The 19,551-nt window shown below is 69.0% G+C and carries 20 protein-coding genes and 1 tRNA gene; 11 read left to right on the top strand and 10 right to left on the bottom strand.

Going from position 1 to position 19,551, the window contains the following annotated elements:
- Positions 1-9: 9 nt before the first annotated feature.
- Complete coding sequence (locus FFS23_RS11720; RefSeq protein WP_137898732.1) at positions 10-1,026, bottom strand: DNA topoisomerase IB; 1,017 nt, start codon at positions 1,024-1,026, stop codon at positions 10-12.
- Positions 1,027-1,137: 111 nt separating this feature from the next.
- On the opposite strand from FFS23_RS11720, the gene FFS23_RS11715 reads away from it, so the two are divergent.
- On the top strand, positions 1,138-1,704 hold the full coding sequence (locus FFS23_RS11715; RefSeq protein WP_038661131.1) for a DJ-1/PfpI/YhbO family deglycase/protease: 567 nt from the start codon (positions 1,138-1,140) through the stop codon (positions 1,702-1,704).
- 1 nt (position 1,705) lies between these two features.
- Here the strand turns inward: FFS23_RS11715 and FFS23_RS11710 are convergent, their stop codons facing one another.
- From FFS23_RS11710 to FFS23_RS20110, 3 genes are all read right to left on the bottom strand, one after another.
- Entirely contained in the window at positions 1,706-2,740 is a 1,035-nt protein-coding gene (locus FFS23_RS11710) for an acyltransferase family protein (protein WP_038661128.1), read from the bottom strand.
- 262 nt (positions 2,741-3,002) lie between these two features.
- Positions 3,003-4,361, bottom strand: a complete 1,359-nt coding sequence (locus tag FFS23_RS11705) for a putative O-glycosylation ligase, exosortase A system-associated (RefSeq protein WP_137898731.1) — start codon at positions 4,359-4,361, stop codon at positions 3,003-3,005.
- Entirely contained in the window at positions 4,354-4,521 is a 168-nt protein-coding gene (locus tag FFS23_RS20110) for a hypothetical protein (protein WP_171009463.1), read from the bottom strand. Before FFS23_RS20110 ends, FFS23_RS11705 begins: the two co-directional genes overlap by 8 nt.
- Positions 4,522-5,251: 730 nt before the next feature.
- On the opposite strand from FFS23_RS20110, the gene FFS23_RS11700 reads away from it, so the two are divergent.
- The 3 genes from FFS23_RS11700 to FFS23_RS11690 all read left to right on the top strand — a co-directional run bounded on the left by FFS23_RS11700 (position 5,252) and on the right by FFS23_RS11690 (position 8,868).
- A complete protein-coding gene (locus FFS23_RS11700; protein WP_137898730.1) occupies positions 5,252-6,487 on the top strand; it encodes a TIGR04063 family PEP-CTERM/XrtA system glycosyltransferase in 1,236 nt (411 codons plus the stop codon).
- Positions 6,484-7,206 (top strand): hypothetical protein, encoded by a 723-nt coding sequence (locus FFS23_RS11695; RefSeq protein ID WP_137898758.1) that lies wholly within the window; start codon positions 6,484-6,486, stop codon positions 7,204-7,206. The genes FFS23_RS11700 and FFS23_RS11695 overlap by 4 nt, the downstream gene beginning before the upstream one ends.
- A 93-nt stretch (positions 7,207-7,299) precedes the next feature.
- Positions 7,300-8,868 carry a spinster family MFS transporter gene (locus FFS23_RS11690; RefSeq protein ID WP_137898729.1) on the top strand — a complete coding sequence of 523 codons (1,569 nt, stop codon included), beginning with the start codon at positions 7,300-7,302 and terminating at the stop codon, positions 8,866-8,868.
- Between the two features lie 64 nt (positions 8,869-8,932).
- Here the strand turns inward: FFS23_RS11690 and FFS23_RS11685 are convergent, their stop codons facing one another.
- Both FFS23_RS11685 and thpR read right to left on the bottom strand, forming a co-directional pair.
- Complete coding sequence (locus tag FFS23_RS11685) at positions 8,933-9,469, bottom strand: superoxide dismutase family protein (protein ID WP_137898728.1); 537 nt, start codon at positions 9,467-9,469, stop codon at positions 8,933-8,935.
- Between the two features lie 21 nt (positions 9,470-9,490).
- Positions 9,491-10,066, bottom strand: a complete 576-nt coding sequence (thpR, locus tag FFS23_RS11680; protein WP_137898727.1) for an RNA 2',3'-cyclic phosphodiesterase — start codon at positions 10,064-10,066, stop codon at positions 9,491-9,493.
- A gap of 134 nt (positions 10,067-10,200) precedes the next feature.
- Between thpR and FFS23_RS11675 the strand changes: the two genes are divergently transcribed.
- The 4 genes from FFS23_RS11675 to FFS23_RS11660 all read left to right on the top strand — a co-directional run bounded on the left by FFS23_RS11675 (position 10,201) and on the right by FFS23_RS11660 (position 13,112).
- Positions 10,201-10,953, top strand: coding sequence for a Bax inhibitor-1/YccA family protein (locus tag FFS23_RS11675; protein ID WP_038661111.1), 753 nt, complete (start codon positions 10,201-10,203; stop codon positions 10,951-10,953).
- Between the two features lie 79 nt (positions 10,954-11,032).
- The gene (locus FFS23_RS11670) at positions 11,033-11,812 is read left to right on the top strand and encodes a transglutaminase-like domain-containing protein (RefSeq protein ID WP_038661108.1); all 780 of its coding nucleotides are present in this window, start codon (positions 11,033-11,035) and stop codon (positions 11,810-11,812) included.
- A 69-nt stretch (positions 11,813-11,881) separates the two neighbouring features.
- Positions 11,882-12,157: a hypothetical protein gene (locus tag FFS23_RS11665; RefSeq protein ID WP_137898726.1), complete on the top strand. Its 276-nt coding sequence runs from the start codon at positions 11,882-11,884 to the stop codon at positions 12,155-12,157.
- Between the two features lie 400 nt (positions 12,158-12,557).
- Complete coding sequence (locus FFS23_RS11660) at positions 12,558-13,112, top strand: hypothetical protein (protein WP_038661102.1); 555 nt, start codon at positions 12,558-12,560, stop codon at positions 13,110-13,112.
- Positions 13,113-13,127: 15 nt separating this feature from the next.
- Here FFS23_RS11660 and FFS23_RS11655 read toward each other — a convergent pair whose 3' ends face one another.
- The 3 genes from FFS23_RS11655 to FFS23_RS11645 form a co-directional block, all read right to left on the bottom strand.
- Positions 13,128-13,856 (bottom strand): extensin-like domain-containing protein, encoded by a 729-nt coding sequence (locus FFS23_RS11655; RefSeq protein ID WP_137898725.1) that lies wholly within the window; start codon positions 13,854-13,856, stop codon positions 13,128-13,130.
- The gene (locus FFS23_RS11650; RefSeq protein ID WP_137898724.1) at positions 13,856-14,602 is read right to left on the bottom strand and encodes an NUDIX hydrolase; all 747 of its coding nucleotides are present in this window, start codon (positions 14,600-14,602) and stop codon (positions 13,856-13,858) included. Before FFS23_RS11650 ends, FFS23_RS11655 begins: the two co-directional genes overlap by 1 nt.
- 75 nt (positions 14,603-14,677) lie before the next feature.
- A tRNA-Ala gene (locus FFS23_RS11645) sits at positions 14,678-14,753 on the bottom strand.
- A 247-nt stretch (positions 14,754-15,000) separates the two neighbouring features.
- Here FFS23_RS11645 and FFS23_RS11640 point away from each other — a divergent pair.
- The gene (locus FFS23_RS11640) at positions 15,001-16,209 is read left to right on the top strand and encodes a DUF2171 domain-containing protein (RefSeq protein ID WP_137898723.1); all 1,209 of its coding nucleotides are present in this window, start codon (positions 15,001-15,003) and stop codon (positions 16,207-16,209) included.
- Positions 16,210-16,319: 110 nt separating this feature from the next.
- Positions 16,320-17,309 carry an NADP-dependent oxidoreductase gene (locus FFS23_RS11635; protein ID WP_137898722.1) on the top strand — a complete coding sequence of 330 codons (990 nt, stop codon included), beginning with the start codon at positions 16,320-16,322 and terminating at the stop codon, positions 17,307-17,309.
- On the opposite strand, the gene FFS23_RS11630 is transcribed toward FFS23_RS11635, so the two are convergent.
- Positions 17,306-18,424, bottom strand: a complete 1,119-nt coding sequence (locus FFS23_RS11630) for a hypothetical protein (protein ID WP_137898721.1) — start codon at positions 18,422-18,424, stop codon at positions 17,306-17,308. The genes FFS23_RS11635 and FFS23_RS11630 overlap by 4 nt on opposite strands.
- 21 nt (positions 18,425-18,445) lie before the next feature.
- Here FFS23_RS11630 and FFS23_RS11625 point away from each other — a divergent pair, with 21 nt between their 5' ends.
- Complete coding sequence (locus tag FFS23_RS11625) at positions 18,446-19,072, top strand: hypothetical protein (protein WP_137898720.1); 627 nt, start codon at positions 18,446-18,448, stop codon at positions 19,070-19,072.
- The last annotated feature ends 479 nt before the right edge of the window (positions 19,073-19,551 follow it).

The following is a 19,551-nucleotide window of genomic DNA, read 5'->3' as shown; positions in this document are numbered from 1 at the left end:
CGGACCTTTTCAGGCGGCGGCCTTGAGGACGGGCAGCGCGGCGGGCGTTCCCGCTTCGAGGAACGCGATGAGGCCGCGTTCCTCGCGGCTGAGATAACGCGCCGAGCGCGGCAGGCGGAGCGCCTTGCGGAAGGCGCTCTGTCCCTTTTTCACGAGGTCGATGAGCGAGGGGTGAACGTAGCTCTTGCGCGCGATCGCCGGCGTGTTGCCGAGCCGCGCGACGACGGGTTCGAGCAACGCCTTGAGGCTGAGATCGGCCTCGGCCGAGGCGAGCGCCTCGAACGCGGTGACGCTGGCGCCCCAGGTACGGAAATGCTTGGCGGTGAAGTCGCCGCCGCCGGCGCGGCGGATATAGTCGTTGACGTCGGACGAGGTCACCGGATGCGCCTCGCCGGCATCGTCGACCCAGGCGAACAGATGCTGTTCGTCGAGATCCTGCATCTTCTTGACGGTGGCGGCGAGGCGCTTGTCGGTCACCTGCATGTCGCGCTCCTTGCCCGACTTGCCCTTGTAGCGCAGCTTGAGCGTGTCGCCGCGGACGCTGCCGTGATCCTTGCGCAGCGTGGTCGCGCCGTAGCTCTCGTTCGCCTCGGCATAGGCTTCGTTGCCGACGCGGATATGGCCGATGTCGAGCAGCCGGACGACCGCGGCGATCGCGCGGTCCTTGCCCAGGCCCCGTGCGGACAGATCGGCGTCCACCCGCTTGCGGATTTTCGGCAGGCAAAGGCCGAAATCGGCGCATTTCTCGTATTTCGCCGCCTCCTGCGCCTCGCGGAAGCCGGTGTGGTAGCGATATTGCTTGCGGCCCTTCTCGTCCCAGCCGATTCCCTGGATATGGCCGTTGGCGCGCGGGCAATACCAGGCGTCGCGATAGGCGGGGGGCAGGCCGACGGCGTTGAGCCGGTCGATCTCGTCGCGGTCGGTGATGCGGGTGCCGTCGGGGGCGAAATAGGCCCAGCCGTTGCGCACCTTCTTGCGGGTGATGCCGGGTTTCGAGTCGTCGCAATAGACTATTCGCGCTGCCACCCTTTGCTCCTTGTGTGCGGGTCGTCCGAAAATGCGCGGGGGTCGCCGTCTGTTCCGGAACGTGCGGCGGGCGCGACTGTTGGTGCGTCGCATCCCCACAGGAGACATGACATGGCCGACCTTGCCCAAGCGCGCGTGCTGATCCTCGCCACCGACGGTTTCGAGCAGGACGAACTCTTCAAGCCGCGCCAGGCGCTGCTCGACGCGGGGGTGCAGATCAGCCTCGCCTCGATCAAGACCGATCCGATCCAGGGCGTCGTCAACGACAGCGAGAAGGGGGAAAGCATCACCCCCGACCTGACGCTCGACGACGTCGACACCGACGATTACGACGCGCTGCTGCTGCCGGGCGGCGTCGGCAACCCCGACAAGATGCGGTTGCAGGACCGGGCGATCGAGATCGTCACCGAATTCATGGAGGACGACAAGATCGTCGCGGCGATCTGCCACGCGCCGTGGCTGCTGGTCGAGGCGGACGTGGTCGACGGACGCCGGGTGACGAGCTGGCCGTCGGTGCGCACCGATCTGGAGAATGCCGGTGCCGACGTGGTCGACGAGCAGGTGGTGGTCGACGGCAATCTGATCACCAGCCGCAAGCCGGACGATATCCCCGCGTTCAACCAGGCGATCCTCGATGCGCTGGCGGAAGAGCTCGCCGAGGAAAGCGAAGAGGCGTGAGTCAGCGCGATTCCTCCCCCTGGCGGGGGAGGAACAGGCGGTTGACGTGGTGTTGCGCGGGGCGTTCGATCCAGCGGTACAAGGCGGCCGACACGATCAGTACCAGCAGCAGGTAGAGCACGATCAGCGGCGGGGCGAGCGTGGCGGCGGCGAGCGGGAGCTTGAACGCCTTCCACAGCAGGAAGTGCGAGAGATAGGTCGCGTAGCTGATCTCGCCGAGCCAGTGGAGGCGGCGGCCCTCGAGCGGATGGCCGGGGCGGCCGGCGGTGAGGGCCAGCAGCAGCAGGAGCGCGGCAAAGGTCGCGGGCGCGACGAGCGTCTCCGGCGTCCCGACCGCCCATGCGGTGGCGGTCGTGAGCGCCGCCGATGCCGGCCAGATCGCGCGTGGCTGGCGCAGGTAGAGCGCGGCGAGCAGCGTGCCGGTGCCGAATTCCGTCAGGCAGCGGGTGAGGCCGTGGCGGGGAATGTCCTCGCCCAAGGATGCGGCGCCGTGCATCGCGGTGTGGAGGGCGAGCAGGAGCGCGGTGGCCAGCGCGAGCAGCGCGACGCTCGGCAGCTTGCGCCAGTCGGCCGCCAGCGCGAGCAGCGGGAACAGCAGATAGGCGGCGAGTTCGCAGCTGATCGACCAGGCGGGGTCGTTCCAGCGCAGCGCGTCGGTGACCCCCCAATTCTCGACGAGCAGCAGGTGCAGCGGCAGTTCGGCGAAGGGAAAGGCGGGGTCGGTGCGGCCGGTCGTGCGGAGCAGCAGCGCGAGCGCCACCGCGGCGGCGAGCATCACCGCGTGCAGCGGCCAGATGCGGGCGATGCGCTTTTGCAGGAAGCGCGGGATGGCGGCGGGATCGCGCAGCCGCGCGTGCCAGCTCAGCCAGATGACGAAGCCCGACAGCAGGAAGAAGACATCGACCGCGAGATAGCCTTTGGCGAGTACCGCCTCGACGGCGGGCGGCAGGCCGGCGATGCCGCCGCGGATATGATAGAGGACGACCAGCCACGCCGCGATGCCGCGGACGCTGGTGAGCGCGCGCAATTCGGTCATCGGCGGGATGGGGTGCGCGCGGCTGCGACACGGGGTTCGTCACCCCGGAGATGATCGAGGCCTCCGCGAAAGTCGCCCAGTGCTCCTGCGCAAGCAGGAGCCCAGAGCCAAGCAAAGAAACGTCTTATGGCGTTCGGGACTCCTGGGCTCCTGCTTTCGCAGGAGCACTGGGTTGGTCTGCCGGTAGTCGGGACGTTCACCGAGGTTTCGCACGGGTCCGGGATGACGGATTGGGCTCGGTCCGGCCAGCGCAGGGGACGGGTCACGCCGTCACCGACCCTGCCGCGCGCGGCCGCCGCATCGGTGCCTGCGCCGTCTCCGCGCGGCGCCGGGCGAGGTAGGAATCGAGGCCGATCTGCGCGCCGATCAGCATGTAGACGAAGGGCTGGAAGGCGATCGCGATGAAGGCGGCACCGAGCAGATAGACGAGGTGCGCGGTCTGCAAGGCCGCCGCCAGCGGTCCCGCCCAGCCGAACGGCCCGGCGGGGTCGCGGTAGCGGCGGCGCAGCACCTCCATGCGGACGATGCCGATCAGGCTGATGCCCAGCCACAAGGCAAGGCCGAGATAGCCCTGTTCGCCGAGCATCTCGAAATAGGCGCTGTGATAGCCGCGCGCCTTGTCGGTGACCGCCTGGTCGGACACCGCGGGCGCGGGGCCGGCGCCGTCGGTCTTCTTGATCTCATAGCGGATGTGGTTGCCGCGATAGGCCTCGAAGCCGCCGCCGAACGGATGCGCCTTGGCGTAGTCGATCGTCCATTGCCACACCGCGAGCCGGGTCGAGGCGGATTCGTCGGCGTCGTGGCTCTTGATCGTGCTCATCCGGTCGGTGAAGCTCGCCGGCAGGAACGGCACCGCGATCACCGCGGCGGCAGCGATCATCGTCAGATAGAGCACCTTGCGGCGCGCGTTGCGCAGCGACAGCAATGCGACGAGCACGATGCAGAGCAGCCCGGTGCGCGTCGAGGTGCCGATCGGGATCAGCAGGCAGGCGAAGATCAGGCACAGGCAGAAGCCCTTCACCTTCCAGTCGGGGCGGAAAATCGTGCCGTAGCGCATGAACCACGCGATCAGCGGCACGATCGCGATCGCGACGGTGGAAATGGTGCTGCCTTCGTAGAGGCCCGAATTGTTGTTCACCATGAGGTCGAGCTGGCCATAGCCGCCGCCGCCCGCCGCGGTCTTGATGCCGCCGACGATGATGATCGAGGCGGCGGACAGGATCATGAACAGCAGCAACGCCTCGATCCGGAGCCGCGTGCGCAGCGTCAGCGGCAGGAAGGCGGCGAAGGCGAGGCATTTCCACACCCAGTCCCATTTGTCCTTCGCATCGAGCGGAAAGTCGGCGCCGAGCGTGGTCGCCCAGCAATAGAGCAGCAGCGCGACGATCAATCCTTGCCGGGGCGTGAAGCGGCTGTCGCTTTTGTCGTCCATCAGCAGCCAGCCGCCGACCGCCAGCGCCACCGCGATCAGCGAGATCGGCACGGTGTTGAGCAGGATGTAGGTCAGTCGCTGCGGCGAGACGATGTCGATATAGACGTAGGCGAGGACGAGGATGAACGGCCGCCGCAGCCCCATGCCGAAGATCGCGGCGAGGAAGGCGACGAAGACGAGGTCACGCACCGGGCCGGTCGTCCTCGGGCGGGTTTTGGGGGGGATTGCCGCGGGCGCGCCAGTGGCGGGGCGGCGGCGCTTCCGAATCGAGATCGGTGCGCTTGAGCAGCAGCCATGCGGCGAGCAGCATCAGCCCATGGGTGAGCGCCAGCGACAGATTGTCGATCATCGGGTCGGGGCGTCTGCGGTCATCCGCCAAGCCTATGGGATGGTGGGGGTTGATGCCACGTTAAGTGCGTTGCGGGTTGCCGGGTTTGGGGCGGGCGGCCGGCCGGGGGTGCTTTGTATCGCTGCAATGATGGCGTGCGAGCCGCTTCCCCATCGTATTCGTCACCCCGGACTCGTTCCGGGGTCCACCGGTCCGCAGGGAAACGGCATGAGGCTCAAGCCTTTCTCCTCGCCGCGGCGTGGACCCCGGAACAAGTCCGGGGTGACGGGGGTGGGTTAGGAAAGGCCGGCGTTCCTGATGCAAAACTCTGCCAGTGCTCCTGCGGACGCAGGAGCCCAGGAGTTCCGGACGCTGTAAGCCGTTGTTCTGCTTGGCTCTAGGTTCCTGCGTTCGCAGGAACACTGTGAAAGGCGTGCCAAGGCTTTTTCAACAGTTCGCCTGCGCCGGGGTATGCAGCAGAGCGGCGGCGGCACGTTTCGGGCGAGGGGAAGAAGGGTGGTTCGCGCAGAGGCGCGGAGGCGCGGAGGTGTTGCGTGTGTCGGCGCCGTGGCGATCTCCATCCAGCCGAGAGAGCGGGCCGGGCCTCATCGCGCGCTCCATCTCCGCGCCTCCGCGCCTCTGCGCGAACATATCTTCTTCTTACACGAAGGTGTCGGCGGGGTCGCCCGAACCCAAAGGGACGCCACGCGGATTGACGCGTCCTTAAGCCGCTGTGGCATAAGCGCGGGTGATGCGTATCCTCCACGTCCTCGATCACGGTCTGCCGCTCCAGAGCGGCTATACCTTCCGTACGCGCGCGATCCTGAAGGCGCAGGAGCAGCGCGGCTGGCAGGTGGCGGCGGTGACCGGGCCGCGGCAGGGTGCGGTGGCGGATGCGGTCGAGGCGGTCGACGGGCTCACCTTCCATCGCACGCAGGCGGCGTTGAAAGGCGGTGTCGTCGGCGAGCTGGCGGGGATTGCGGCGTTCGCGCGGCGCATCGCGGCGGCGGTCGATTCGTTCCGGCCCGACGTGCTCCACGCGCATTCGCCGGTGCTCGACGCGCTCGCGGCGCTGCGCGTCGCGCGGCGGCGGGGATTGCCCCTGGTCTATGAGATCCGCGCCTTCTGGGAGGATGCCGCGGTCGGCAACGGCACTGGGCGCGACGGATCGGCGCGGTATCGCGCGACGCGGGCGCTGGAGACCTGGGCGGTGCGGCGCGCCGATGCGGTGGCGGTGATCTGCGAGGGGCTGCGCGGCGATCTGATCGCGCGCGGCATCGACGGCGACAAGATCGTCGTATCGCCCAATGGCGTCGACCTGACGGTGTTCGGCGCACCGGTGGCGCGCGATCCGGCGCTGGCGGCGGAACTGGGGCTGGACGACGCGGAGACGATCGGTTTCATCGGCAGCTTCTACGATTACGAGGGCCTCGACGATCTGATCGCGGCGATGCCGGCGCTGGTCGCCGCACGGCCCCGTGCGCGGCTGCTGCTGGTCGGCGGCGGCCCGATGGAGGCGGCACTGCGCGCGCAGGCGGCGGCGTCGCCCGCGGCGGCGGCGATCCGCTTCGTCGGCCGCGTGCCGCATACCGAGGTGGAGCGCTATTATGCGCTGGTCGACGTGCTCGCCTATCCGCGCAAGGCGATGCGCCTGACCGAGCTGGTGACGCCGCTCAAGCCGCTGGAGGCGATGGCGCAGGGCAAATTGGTCGCCGCCTCGGACGTCGGCGGGCATCGCGAGTTGATCCGCGACGGCGAGACGGGCACCTTGTTCGCGCCCGACGATCCGGCGGCGATCGCTGGCGCGCTCGCCGGGCTGCTCGCCGACCGCAGCGGCTGGGACCGGCGCCGCGCGGTGGCGCGGGCGTTCGTCGAGCAGGAGCGTAACTGGTCGTCAAACATTTGTCGTTACGAACCGATTTACCAGCGGCTGACGGCGGCCGCGACAGTGGATGGATCATGGCAGCGTTCCCCGGCCGGTATATGAAGCGGTCTCACGTCACCGCATGGATCGCGCCCGCGGGTGGCGCGCTCGCCGGGCTCGCCGTAGCGGCGCTGTTCCTGCTGCTGCCGCAGACGACGCTGGAGGATCGGGTATGGCAGAGCGGCTTGCCCGCGCTGATCGCGGTGGCGGCGCCGCCGCTCGGCGACACGGCGCGTGCGGTGCTCGCGCTGGCCGGCGGCGGGCTGGCGGCGGCGGTGACGTGGTCGGCCTTGTTCCTGCTGTTCGGTGCAGGCGGACTGTTCGCACCGAGGCCGGCGGCGGACGGCGGCGTACCGGTGCTGCGCCGGGCCGACGCGCATCCCGACGCGCCGGCACGCCGGCCGATGTCCGCCGCCGACCTCGGTACGCCGCTGCCGCCGCCGGCACCGCCGGCGAGCGACGCGGCGACGGTGGCGCAGGAGGGTGCGTCGACGAGCGACGCGGCGTTGCCCGAGGAGCGGTCGATCCCGGCCGATCTCGACCTGCCGCTCGCCGCCTTCCACCCCGACGCCTTGCCCGAAGTGCCGCGCGAACCGGTGCGCCCGGTGCTGCCGCTGCGGCCGCCGGTGGTGGTGACCGTCGAGGAGCCCGCGGAAGCCCCGGACCTCGTCGCGGAGACGGCGGCCGAGCCTGAAGCGCCGCCCGCACCCATCGAAGTGCCGTCGATCGAGTCGCTGCTCGACCGGCTGGAGCGCAGCACCCGGCGACGCTTGCGCGCCTAGCTGCGGCGCCGCTTAGAATATCGGGTATCGTTTTCGGGCTTATCGAACCGTCCTGCCTCTGTTAGCCTCCGGCGAAACGCGCGGGAGAGGGCGATGGCCGGGACGGTGGCGGAAGCGGGCGGTGGGGAGCAGCAGGCGTCGCGCTACGCCTGGTACGTGCTCGGTATCCTGTTCGTCGTCTACGTGCTCAACTTCATCGATCGGCAGGTGATCTCGATCCTCGCCGAGGACATCAAGCGCGATCTCCACCTCAAGGACGAGGATCTCGGCTTCCTCTACGGGACCGCGTTCGGCGTCTTCTATGCGCTGTTCGGGATCCCGCTCGGGCGGCTGGCGGATAGCTGGCATCGGGTGCGGCTGATGACGGTCGGGCTTGCCCTGTGGTCGACGATGACCGCGCTGTCGGGCTTCTCGCGTACCGGCGGGCAATTGGCGCTGGCGCGGATCGGCGTCGGGGTCGGGGAGGCGACCGCGTCGCCGTCGGCCTACTCGCTGATCTCGGACTATTTCCCCAAGCGGCTGCGCGCGACGGCGCTGTCGATCTATTCCGCGGGGCTGTACGTCGGTGGCGGCGTGTCGCTGTTCATCGGCGGGTTGATCGTCCAGGGCTGGAACCGGGCATGGCCGGGCGGCGGGCCGCTGGGACTGGTCGGCTGGCAGGCGGCGTTCCTCGCCGTCGGGCTGCCGGGGCTGGTCGTCGCCGGGTGGATCGCGACGCTGCGCGAGCCGGTCCGCGGGCTGGTCGAGGGGCTGCCCGAGCCGGAGCGGCATCCGGCGCCGTTCCAAGCCTTCTTCGCGGAGTTGCTGACGATCATCCCGCCGCTGACGCTGATCGGTGCGGCGCGGGGCGGGCTGCGGGCGCTGCTCGTCAATCTGGCCGGGCTGACGGTGGTGGTCGGCGTGGTGGCGCTGCTGATCGCGCTGGGCGAGCCGAAGCCGCAATGGCTGGCGGTGGGGACGGGCGTCTATGCGGTGTTCTCGTGGGGGTGCGCGCTGCGGCGGCGCGATCCGGCGACCTTCGCGCTGATCGTCGGGACGCCGGCGTTCCTGTGCACGGTGGTGGCTTATGGGCTCAACGCCTTCCTGAGCTATGCGGCGAACTTCTGGGCGGCGCCTTATGCCTTGCGTACGCTCGGCGAGACGCCGGCGCGGGCGGGGCTGTTGCTCGGCAGCAGCGGCGCGCTCGCCGGCTTCCTGGGGGTGACGATCGGCGGGGTGGTCGCCGACCGGCTGCGGCGGGGCAATCCGGCGGGGCGGCTGATCGTGGTGATGGTCGGCGCCTGCGTGCCGGTGCCGTTCCTCATCGCGGCGTTCACCGCGAGCGATGTCTGGATCTTCTATCCGTGCCTGTTCCTCGCCGGGATCACCGCCAGCGGCGCGCTGGGCTCGGCGGCGGCGACGACGCAGGATCTAGTGCTGCCGCGGATGCGGGGGACGGCGACCGCGACCTTCTTCATCGGGACGACATTGCTCGGGCTGGCGATGGGGCCGTATCTGGCGGGGCGGATCTCGACGCTGTCGGGGAGTTTGTCGGTGGGGATGCTGTCGCTGCTCGCGGTGGTGCCGCTGACCCTGGGCTGCGCGGTGGCGGCATACCGGCTGGTGCCGGCGGCGGAGGCCTCGCGCGAGGCACGGGCGCGGGCGGTGGGGGAAGTGGTTTAGGGGGACTCCTGCCGGCGATGCCGGAGTGGGCGCTCCCCACTCGGGCCTTCGTGAACGGCGCGGCTTAGGCGGCGCCGAAGACGCCGCAGGCGATGCGGCCGCCGCTGTTGCCGGCGGGGTCGGTCATCAGGTCGTCGGGGCCGGCGTGGATGACGATCGCGGCGCCGTCGGTGTCGAGCAGACCGGCCATCGTCGCGCCGGGCACCGTCACGCCGAGCGTGCCGCGGCCGTCGGTGCCGACGATCAGGTTGGGCAGATCGCCCTCGTGCGGACCCTGCGGGTTCATGCTGCCGTGCTTCATCGTCGTCGGGTTCCAATGGCCGCCGGCGGTGGTGAAGTCGGGCGCGTCGCAGCGGCCGGTGGTGTGGATGTGCGCGCCGTGCGTACCGGCGGGGAGGCCCTTGACGTCGACGGTGTAGCGGATGCCGCCGGCGACTTCGGTGGCGGTGGCGCGGCCGGCGTCGAGGCCGGTGGCGGTGCGCAGCGATGCGGTGGCGCGGGCACCGCCGGCGGTGGGGCTGCCGACTGCGACCTCCTCCTTCTGGGTGCAGGCGGCCAGCGCCAGCGAGGACAGGCCGGCGAGGATGAGGATAGCGCGCATCAAAGGTCTCCCGAGGTTTCCTTACGAACCCGGCATGACCTGCGGCGGTTCCGCGGGCGGCGCAAGGGGCCAGCGCATCACCGGCGCATAGCTGGCGCCCTCGCCGCCGAGATGGCTTTCGTAGAGGATCAGATGCGGCATGGTGAAGGCGGGGCTGGCGAGGCCGGCATGGACCGCGAGCCAGCCGTCGATCTCCGGCGCGGCGCCGGCGCTGCGCGGCAGGCGGGCGAGCGTGACGTGCGGCCGATAGGCGCGCCGTTCGGGCGGCAGGCCGGCGCGGACGCAGGCCTGATCGACCTTGCGGGCGAGATGGTGGAGCGCGTCGCCCGGTGCGAGCCCGGCCCACAGGGTGTCGGTGCGGCCCTTGTGCGCGAAGCGGCCGACGCCGGCGATCCTGACTAGCGGCGCGGGTGCGTACAGGCCGGCGAGCGCGGCGGCGACATCCTCCGCCTGCGGCCGGTCGACGTCGCCGATGAAACGCAGGGTGCAGTGAAGTTGCGCGTCGTCCTGCCAGCGGGCGTGCGGCACCCCGCCGGTCGCGGCGAGCAGCGATTCGCGGATCGCGGGGGGCGGACGCAGGGCGACGAACAGGCGCATGGCGGGACCGGCGGCTCTTTGTAAAGTTCTGTTGCTTCGGAACCGAGGCTTAGCCGGTTTCGCTTGAAAAGGGACCGCGGCAGGCCGATATTTCGGTCATCCGACATCTGGTCGGTAAAGGAGTTTTGGATACCATGGCTAACTGGTCTGACCCCCGGCCGAGCGCCGCGCCGTTCGGGGCCTCGCGCACCGACGCAGCGCGCAGCGGTGCCTATGACGCGGGTCTGCGCTCGTACATGCTGTCGGTCTACAATTATATGGGATCGGGCGTGCTGCTGACGGGCATCGTCGCGCTGCTGTTCGCCTGGGGCGGGGCGTCGTCGCCGGCCGCACAGGTGTTCATGGGTGGCGGCATCCTGCGTTACGTGCTGATGTTCGCGCCGCTCGGCGTCGTCTTCGCGATGAGCTTCGGACAGGGGCGCATGCAGACCTCGACGTTGCAGATGCTGTTCTGGGCGTTCGCGGTGTTGATGGGCCTCTCGCTGTCGACCATCTTCCTGGTCTATAGCGGTACGTCGATCGCGGGTGCGTTCTTCTCGACCGCGGCGGGTTTCGCCGGTCTCAGCCTCTACGGCTATACGACCAAGAAGGACCTGTCGGCGTTCGGCACCTTCCTGCTGATCGGCCTCGTCGGCCTGATCGTCGCGAGCCTGATCAACCTGTTCCTGCAGTCGAGCGTGATGGAGCTGGTCATCAGCATCGTCGGCGTGCTGCTGTTCGCGGGCCTCACCGCTTATGACACGCAGCGCACCAAGAGCCTGTACTTCCAGGTCGCAGGGTCGGACATGGTCGGCAAGGCCGTGATCATGTCGGCACTGTCGCTGTACCTCGACTTCATCAACATGTTCCTGTTCGTGCTTCGCCTGTTCGGCGCACAGCGCAACTAAGACCGACGTTCGATCGTCATATCGGGAGCCCGGTGGCCGATGCCGCCGGGCTCTTTCGTTTGTCCCGAAGGAATGGCCGATGCGGATCTCGATCGAAGTCGACCTCGATTATGCCATCATGGGGCCGCCGACCGACGTCTTGCTGCAGATCGAGGCGGCGGCGATGGCCGACCAGCGTATCGTCTCGGAGGCGCTGACGGTGTGGAGCGACACGCCGGTGGTCGCGGTGCGTGGCGAGGAGGGCATCGGCCAACGCTGCTGGATCCGCGCCGAGAACTGGCTGAAGGCGGAATATCGCGCGGTCGTCGAAATCGACCGGCAGCCGGTCGATCTCGCGCGCCTGCCGGCGACGCCGGCGCGGGCGCTCGACGGCGCGCTGGTGCCCTATCTGTTGCCGAGCCGCTATTGCCAGTCGGACCGGCTGGAGGGCTTCGTGCGCCGCGAATTCGGCGGCATGGGCGGCGGCGCGCTGGCGGTGGCGCTGACCGACTGGGTGGCGGATGCGTTGGAGTATCGCGCCAATACCAGCAGCGGCGAGACGACGGCGATCGATACCTTCGCCAGCCGCTCGGGCGTGTGCCGCGATTACGCGCATCTGCTGGTCGCGCTGGCGCGGGCGGGGGAGATTCCGGCGCGCTGCGTCGCTGCCTATGCGCCGGGCGTCGATCCGCCCGATTTCCATGCGGTCGCCGAATTGTGGCTCGACGGCGCGTGGCGGATGATCGACGCGACGCGGATGGCGCCGGCCGAGACGATCGCGCGCGTCTGCGTCGGCCGCGATGCAACCGACATCGCCTTCATGACGGTGTTCGGCATCGCCCAGTTCGTCAACCAGCGGGTGCAGGTGACCGCGGGCTGATTGCCTGACCGGTAGGAACGGAAACGATCCAGCAATCGTTGCTCCTTCGTAAACTCAGGAGGGTGTCACATGACCGGAATCGACGAAAAGGCTCTGGACAGCCTGTCGGTCGCGCCGTCGGCCAGCAACCAGGAGCGCGACCCGCGCCAGGATGCCGGACAGGACAAGTCGATCAACAAGCGTCTCGAGAAGAACCCCGGCAGCGCGGATGCGCGGCTCGATGCCGGTCTGGACGAATCGATGGATGCTAGCGATCCGCCGTCGCTGACGCAGCCGGGTCACGATCACGATCCGGCGCCCTCGTCGGGCTATGACGAGGATGCGGAGCGCAACCGGCAGGGTTGAGGCTTCGCGCGGAATGGAGCGAACGGCGGTTCCGCGAGGGGCCGCCGTTTTGCTGTGTGGAGACTGGATGCGGGCGTTCCGGTTCCTAGAACGACCCGTCACCCCGGACTTGTTCCGGGGTCCACGGGGCAGCAGGCGTGCGGTCTCGCCTTAAGCCTTTCTCCTCGCCGCGGGGTGGACCCCGGAACGGGTCCGGGGTGACGGATTGGATGTGGCGGCCGACCGCCATAGCCGCCGCGAGCGCCTTTGCGACCAAATGCACTCCGCTCGTCGCAACGGATGTTGCGCTGCAACAGCTTTCGTGATGCTTTTGTTACGTCGGACGGTCCCGCGTTAAGGATGCTGTTAACCATCGTGGCGCAGGATCGGCCCGACTTCTCTGGCGGGGTGGGTGACGATCATGGGTGCCAAGAACAGACCGGCCGAAGGCGCGATGACGCTGGCGGAAATGAAGGAATTCGCGGGGTTTCCGAGCTCGACGCAGCGGTACATCCGGCGCAGCCTCGATATCGGGCTCGACCGCGACGATGCGATGACGCGCTGGTCGCGCGACATCGTCGAGGCGGCGAGCATCCGCGCGCAGGCGCGGCTGTATCGCGCGCTGCCCGAACTGCGCCAATTGGTACCCGACGATGCCGATCTCGCCGCGGTCGAGCCGTTTCTGGCGCCGCTGGTGACATTGGTGGGGTTCGATCTGGGGCAGGGGCGGCTGACCAGCTTCTCGGCGTTCCGCTTCCTGTACGAGCGGCTGATCGGCGCGTCGGCGCGGCCGTGGCTGCCGAGCGCATTCTGCGCGGCGGCGGCGCTGCCGCACCTGCACCCCGAGGTACGGCGCAAGTTGCTCCAGTCGATCAGCGAGGCGGCGGCGACCGCGTCGGGCTGGTCGAACCGGCAGCCGGTGTTCTTTCCGCATTGGGTGGAGAAGGTCGATACCGGGGCGGCCCTGCCGCACTGAGCGGGGGACGCCGCGTCATCGACAGGCGCGCCACCCCGCGGCCCGGTCCGCCTGGTCGAGGTGGAGGTGATCGCGGTGGGCGGCATTGTAATCGGGGGACAGCGTCGTCGCGAACAGCTGACAGGCGCCGTCGCGGACCTCGTGCAGGAACGCAGCCTTCGCGCCCGCGCCGCGCCAGTCGCCGACGACGGTGATGCGGCGGCCGTCGGCGAGGCGGAAGCCGGCGACGTCGACCGCGTCGGCAGTCGCGTGTTCGCTCCACGTGCCGGCATCGCGGCCGTAGATGCGGCGGCAGGAATAGCTGCCGAAATGGTCGATCGTCACGACGCGGCTACCGAAATGGCGTTGTGCGGCGGGCTGGACGACGTTCCATTCCCACGTGGCGAGCGCGGCGGCGACCGGACAGGCGACGCCGAGGCCGGCGGGGCTGAAGCCGATCGTCCGCGCGCCGCCCGCGGTCAGGCGGATGCCGTCGTCATACCCGCAATCCCCCGCGCCGCGACGCGGCGGCAGCACGGTATAGCGGACGCCGGCGTGGTCGAGCAGCGCGCGGCATTGCGGAAAGTCGCGGGTGAGTGCGGTGAGCTTGCGGCCGGTGAACAATCCGGTCGGCGCACCGAGGTCGAGCGGGGTCCACGGCATGTCCTGCGGCCGCCCGCGCGCGATCGCCCACAGCAGCAGCGCCGCCGCGCCGAGCGCGAGCAGCGCCGCGATCCAGCCGATTGCCCGACGCAAGGCACGCATCAGCCGCGCTGCGCCCGCGTCATCGCCTCGCCGGTGACGGGATAGCCGAGGTCGTCGGGAATGCAGAGGTGCGGCACGCCGTCGCGCGTCTCGACGAAGGGCGTGATGGTGCGGATCGGATAGGCGCGCGCCTGCGCGACCGCGGCGTCGTGATCGGCGAATAGCGCGAGCCGTTCGAGCGTGCGGCGCGTGGGGTAGATGATCGTCGCGCGGCCGGCATCCGCCTCGCCGAGCAAAGCGGCGGCGCCGGTCCAGACGAGGCGGACGTTCTCGGTCGCGTCGACGGTCGCCGCGGCGCCTTCCGGTGCACGGGCGAGGAAGAACAACGTATCAAAAATCCGCGTCGTCCGATGATCGGGCAGCCAGCGCGCGAACGGCACCAAGGCGTCGAGGTCGAGCGTCAGCCCCGCGTCGGCGAGGATCGCGGCGAATGGCGCGCCGCCGTGCAGCCGCGCGCGGATCGCCGCCAGCGTCGCCGCCGGGGGAACGGGGTGGAGGCCGATGGCGAGGCCGGCTTCCTCGATCGTCTCGCGGATCGCGGCGATGCGCGCGGCGCCGTCGTCGCCCGCACCGATCGTCGCGGCGAGCGCGTGGTCGCCGGGATCGATCCGGCCGCCGGGAAACACCATCGCACCGCCGGCGAAGACCATCGCCTTGGCCCGCTCGACCATCAGCAGGTCCGGCGGCGCATCGCGACGGTCACGGAAGACGACGAGCGTCGCGGCGGGGATCGGTGCACTGGCCATAGACCGGTGTAACGCGGCAGCGGGCCGTTGGTAGCGCCGGCACTGTCGGGGATCGGTGGAGGGATAGCGGGGTGGTGGTGGAGCTGAGGGGAATCGAACCCCTGACCTCTGCAGTGCGATTGCAGCGCTCTCCCATCTGAGCTACAGCCCCGCACCCCGGCTCGGGCGAGCCCGAGAGCGACGCCATTAGCCGCCCCTTGCGGGCGATGCAACAGGCCCGATCGACCGATCCGAAAATTCCCATGCGACGGACCGATCTCTGCGTGCGACGCAAAATCGTTGCCCTGCCGTAACTTCAGGAACGAAGGCGAGACCTGATCTTTATCTGGATCAGGAGCACGGTCGCGCAGCAACGACGCGACCGGCACCCGCAGGAGCTATCCTACAAGGAGACGATCATGGTCTACGAACGCAATCCCCGCAGCAACGCACCGGGTGACACGTACGGGCGCGACGACGGTCAGGGCTACGGCCGCGACTATGGCTCGGGCCGGGACTATAGCTATTCGAGCGCACGCGAATATCAGGCGGCCGGCCGGCTCGATGGCGATCGCCAGGGCTATGGCGCGCGCGACTATGGTAACCAGCGCTACGATCGATACGATCAGAGCCGCGGACGCGACGAGTACGGCGCGACGCGCGGCGGCTATGATCGCTACGCCAACGACGGGCGCGACAGCCACGGCCGCTCCGATCAGGACCGGCAGTCCGACTATCGCTATGGCGAGCGCAGCCGCTACGGCGCCGACGCCGGCCGCGATCGTGGCGAACGCGAATATCACGGCAGCTACGGGTCGGGCGGCCACCGGTTCGAGGATTTCGGCCCGTATCGTCATGCCGACGACGACGATTACCGCAATCGCGCCCGCGGCGGCCGGGATCAGGGTCAGGGCCGGCAGGGCTATGGGCGTCAGCCGCAGGGCTATGACTATGAGGATCGCGGCTTCTTCGCACGCGCCGGCGACGAGGTGCGCTCGTGGTTCGGCGACGAGGAAGCGGAGCGCCGTCGCGACTTCGATTCGCGGCTCGACGAGCGCGCCTATAACGATCGCGACAACGACTATCACAGCTGGCGTCGCGGTCAGATCCAGTCGCTCGACCGCGACTATGACGAATATCGCCGCGAGCATCGCTCGAAGTTCGAGAATGAGTTCAGCTCGTGGCGCACCAACCGCCAGTCGCAGCGCGACCTGCTCAACAAGGTCGAGGAGCATGCGGACGTCGTCGGCTCGGACGGCGAGCATGTCGGCACCGTCGACAAGGTGCGTGGTGACCGCATCGTGCTGACCAAGAACGACGCCGACGCCGGCGGTCGCCATCACTCGATCCCGTCGAGCTGGCTGCAGTCGGTCGACGGCAAGGTGACGCTGGGCAAGACTGCGGCGGACGCCAAGAAAGCGTGGCGCGACGAGGAGCGCAACCAGGCGCTGTTCGGCGACGATGACGACGGGGCGCGCCGCGAACCCTATGCGACGGGCCGTTCGGCCGCGACGCAGACGCAGGCGGACGGCACGCGCTCGACCTCGTCGGCGAGCGCCAGCAGCAGCGGCACGACCGGCACCGACGGCGACAAGACGCTGAACCGGAGCTTCTCGGGCACCTATTGAGCCCGATCGAAGACCCACGCGAAGGCCCGGGCTTGTCCCGGGCCTTTTGCGTTGCGATCTGCAACGGATCGGCCCAGACTGGTCGGCCGGATTTTGAGGAGAATGAAACGATGGCACGAGCGTGGAGCCTGACGTCGCGGCCGCAGGGCCTGCCGACCAGCGACAATTTCGCGCTGATCGATCTCGATCGCCGCGACCTTGGCGAGGGCGAGGTGCGGATCGCCAATAGCTGGCTGTCGGTCGATCCGTATATGCGCGGGCGGATGAACGACGTGAAGAGCTACACGCCGCCGTTCGAGATCGGCAAGCCGATGGACGGCGGCGCGATCGGCACGGTGGTCGAGAGCCGCTCGGACCGGTTCAAGGAAGGCGACACCGTCCAGCATTTCGCCGGCTGGCGCGACGAGGCGGTGCTCCCCGCCGACCAGGTCCAGCCCCTGCCCGAACTCGACGTCGATCCGCAGGCCTATCTTGGCCAGCTCGGCATGCCGGGGATGACCGCCTATTTCGGCTTGCTCGAGGTCGCCGGCGCGAAGGAGGGCGATACGGTGTTCGTCTCCGCCGCGGCGGGTGCGGTCGGATCGACCGTGGTGCAGATCGCCAAGGCCAAGGGGCTGCGGGTGATCGGCTCGGCGGGCGGCGCGGAGAAATGCGCCTGGGTGGAGTCGCTCGGCGCCGATGCGGTGATCGATTACAAGAGCGGTACGCCGGTGGTGAAGGCGCTCGGCGAGGTCGCGCGGAACGGGATCGACGTCTATTTCGACAATGTCGGTGGCGAGCATCTCGATGCGGCGCTGGCGCATGCCAATTTGCACGCACGGTTCGCGGTGTGCGGGATGATCGACGTCTACAACAGCAGCAAGCCGACCGAATTGCGCTACCTCGCGCGGCTGATCGGCAATCGTATCCGCATCCAGGGGTTCATCGTCAGCGACTTCAAGGATCGCTCCGCCGACTTCTATCGCGACATGGGCGGCTGGCTGAAGGACGGCAAGCTCAAGCGCAACGAGACGGTGTTCGAAGGGCTGGAGACGATGCCCGAGGCGTTCCTCGGCCTGTTCTCGGGCGGGAACATGGGGAAGATGCTGGTGCGTCTCTAATCCATGGCGCGGGCGTAGAGGCGGTCGACGCGCTCGCTCAGCACCGAGCGGTCGACCAGCCGATAGTGCCGATCGAGTTCGCGCGCCATGAATTCATAGGCGGCGCGATCGGTGACGGCGGGATCGACGCTGCTGATCACGACATAGGCCGGGCGTCGCGCCATCACCCGCCGCAGTTCGGCGTGCGGGTCGATGCCGGTCGTCCGGTTGTCACCCCGCTCGCTGAGGAAGGTCGGGAAGGCATAAGCGGTCGGGACGCAGGAGCGGGTGAGCTGGTAGAGGATCGGATCGCCCTGGAAGACGAACAGGCACCCCGCGGGTGACTGGCCGATCCGCGCCGCGAGGCGGCGGACGCCCGCGCCATCGCCGCGGGTGGTGCGCAGGATCGCGGTGTTGATCGCGACATAGGCGAGACCGATCAGCAGCACGGGCACGACGACCGGTACCCTGCCGATCCGTCGCGCGAGCAGTGGCGCGGCGAGGATCGACAGCGGCAGGACGAGCGGGAGCGCGTAATGATCGAAATAGGTCCCGAACACGAGCAGGCCGACGATCGCCGCGGCGGTCCAGCCGGCGAGCAGCGGACCGATCGGCCGTATCCTGCATAACCCCGGAACCGCGAACGCCGCGACGATCGCGATCGGCAGGAGATGCGCGCCGATCAGCGCGAGCCGCGCGATCATCAGCGCGGCGTCGGGGGGCTGGCGGAGGAACACCGATTGGAAATTGGCGAACAACAACGTGTCGATCGCGCCGATATGCCAGTAGAAGGCGACGACGGCGGCGGTCGGCAGCAAGGCGATCAGGCACCATGACAGCGCCGCGAGCGCCGCGGCCGGCAGGCTTGCGCCGGTGCGCAGCGCGCGGACGACGAGCGCGAGGCCGAAGAACGTGCCTTCGAACAGCACCGAATATTTGATCTGCAACGCGATGCCGAGCAGGGCCATGGCAAGGCACGACCGGGCGTAGGCGACGCGGTCGAAGCTGCGGCGGCGATAGGCGCCGACGACGCACCATGCCGCGAGCGCGACGGGCAGGTTGTAGAAGACCGGGCTCTGGCCGCCGTCGCCGGCGTTGACGGAGAGGTAGACGATGTAGACGAGGCCGGCGAGCATCGCCGCGCCGGGCGGCGCGACGTGGCGCGCGATACGGGCGACGCACCATGCGGTCAGTGCGGCGAAGACCGTGGCGACGACCTGATAGGCGAGGATGCCGTCACCGCCGAAGGCGCGGATCGCGGCATAGATCAGGAACAGGCCGAACGGCTTGCGATCCCAGAAGTCGATGAAGGGCAGGCCGAGGCCGTGCCAGAGCCGATCGCCGACCAGCAGATAGAATTGCTCGTCGATCTGGATGACCGGATTGCCGAACTGCCATCCCCGGATGGCGAAGGCGGCGAGGGTGAGGAGGAGCAGGCTCGGCCAGCGAGACGCCGACTGTTCTGGAGCGACGGCGGAAATGACACGGACCTCAGCGGAGTGGAAGGGTCGCTATCGGGGGACGGACGGTGTTCGTCAAACGTCCAATTTGGTCCGGTACGGGTGCGGTGTGGTTTGGAGGCTCTGGCAGGCCGTTTAGCGGTCGTCACGGGGCCTTGGTGCGCGGTCCCGTTCCTTTCGTGGTGGCGGGAAGAAGCGGGACCCCGGCGCAAGGCCGGGGTGACGGGAATGTTGGAGGTTACCCCGAACGGGTTCTTCCCTCCATGGCGGGCGGGGCTATCGCCTATGGCTATGGTGATGAGGCTCGATCGATTTCCTCACTAGGTTCGTCACCCCGGACTCGTTCCGGGGTCCACCGGGCCGCGAGGGAATGGTCAAATCGAGCCTTTCTCCTCGCCGCCGAGTGGACCCCGGAACAAGTCCGGGGTGACGGGGCGGTTTGGAACGTGAGGGACTTACACTTACGTCCCTATCTGATCCCTCCTGGGGTAGGCCTATCGCCTATGGCCGTCTGCATGCTTCGGACGGTTTTCCAAAACCACCCCGTCACCCCGGCCTTGCGCTGGGGTCCCGCTTCTTCCGACGGTGCGGAGAAGCGGGATGCCGGATCAAGTTCGGCATGACGGAGATATAAATGCCGTCGCGCAACTTCAAATGGTCATCTGCGCTCCCCCTCCCATGGAGGGAGGGGGAGTGGGGATCAGGCGCCGAAGGTGCGCTGCCACCAGCCGCGGCGCGGCGTGTCGCCGGCCTCGTCGGCAGCAGCGTCGGTGTCGACCTCGGCTGCCGGGGTGGCTTCCTCC

The sequence above is a fragment of the Sphingomonas sp. 2SG genome, assembly GCF_005503285.1.
Lineage (GTDB): Bacteria > Pseudomonadota > Alphaproteobacteria > Sphingomonadales > Sphingomonadaceae > Sphingomonas > Sphingomonas taxi.
The sequence above is the reverse complement of the archived record's forward strand: the minus strand, read 5'-3'. Positions and strand labels throughout refer to the sequence as shown.

Coding starts and splice junctions, on each gene's coding strand:
- FFS23_RS11715 (WP_038661131.1), top strand. CDS start 1,138: ATGGCCGACCTTGCCCAAGCGCGCGTGCTGATCCTCGCCACCGACGGT.
- FFS23_RS11710 (WP_038661128.1), bottom strand. CDS start 2,740: ATGACCGAATTGCGCGCGCTCACCAGCGTCCGCGGCATCGCGGCGTGG.
- FFS23_RS20110 (WP_171009463.1), bottom strand. CDS start 4,521: ATGATCGACAATCTGTCGCTGGCGCTCACCCATGGGCTGATGCTGCTC.
- FFS23_RS11700 (WP_137898730.1), top strand. CDS start 5,252: ATGCGTATCCTCCACGTCCTCGATCACGGTCTGCCGCTCCAGAGCGGC.
- FFS23_RS11695 (WP_137898758.1), top strand. CDS start 6,484: ATGAAGCGGTCTCACGTCACCGCATGGATCGCGCCCGCGGGTGGCGCG.
- FFS23_RS11690 (WP_137898729.1), top strand. CDS start 7,300: ATGGCCGGGACGGTGGCGGAAGCGGGCGGTGGGGAGCAGCAGGCGTCG.
- FFS23_RS11685 (WP_137898728.1), bottom strand. CDS start 9,469: ATGCGCGCTATCCTCATCCTCGCCGGCCTGTCCTCGCTGGCGCTGGCC.
- thpR (WP_137898727.1), bottom strand. CDS start 10,066: ATGCGCCTGTTCGTCGCCCTGCGTCCGCCCCCCGCGATCCGCGAATCG.
- FFS23_RS11675 (WP_038661111.1), top strand. CDS start 10,201: ATGGCTAACTGGTCTGACCCCCGGCCGAGCGCCGCGCCGTTCGGGGCC.
- FFS23_RS11670 (WP_038661108.1), top strand. CDS start 11,033: ATGCGGATCTCGATCGAAGTCGACCTCGATTATGCCATCATGGGGCCG.
- FFS23_RS11665 (WP_137898726.1), top strand. CDS start 11,882: ATGACCGGAATCGACGAAAAGGCTCTGGACAGCCTGTCGGTCGCGCCG.
- FFS23_RS11660 (WP_038661102.1), top strand. CDS start 12,558: ATGGGTGCCAAGAACAGACCGGCCGAAGGCGCGATGACGCTGGCGGAA.
- FFS23_RS11655 (WP_137898725.1), bottom strand. CDS start 13,856: ATGCGTGCCTTGCGTCGGGCAATCGGCTGGATCGCGGCGCTGCTCGCG.
- FFS23_RS11650 (WP_137898724.1), bottom strand. CDS start 14,602: ATGGCCAGTGCACCGATCCCCGCCGCGACGCTCGTCGTCTTCCGTGAC.
- FFS23_RS11640 (WP_137898723.1), top strand. CDS start 15,001: ATGGTCTACGAACGCAATCCCCGCAGCAACGCACCGGGTGACACGTAC.
- FFS23_RS11635 (WP_137898722.1), top strand. CDS start 16,320: ATGGCACGAGCGTGGAGCCTGACGTCGCGGCCGCAGGGCCTGCCGACC.
- FFS23_RS11630 (WP_137898721.1), bottom strand. CDS start 18,424: ATGCTCGCCGGCCTCGTCTACATCGTCTACCTCTCCGTCAACGCCGGC.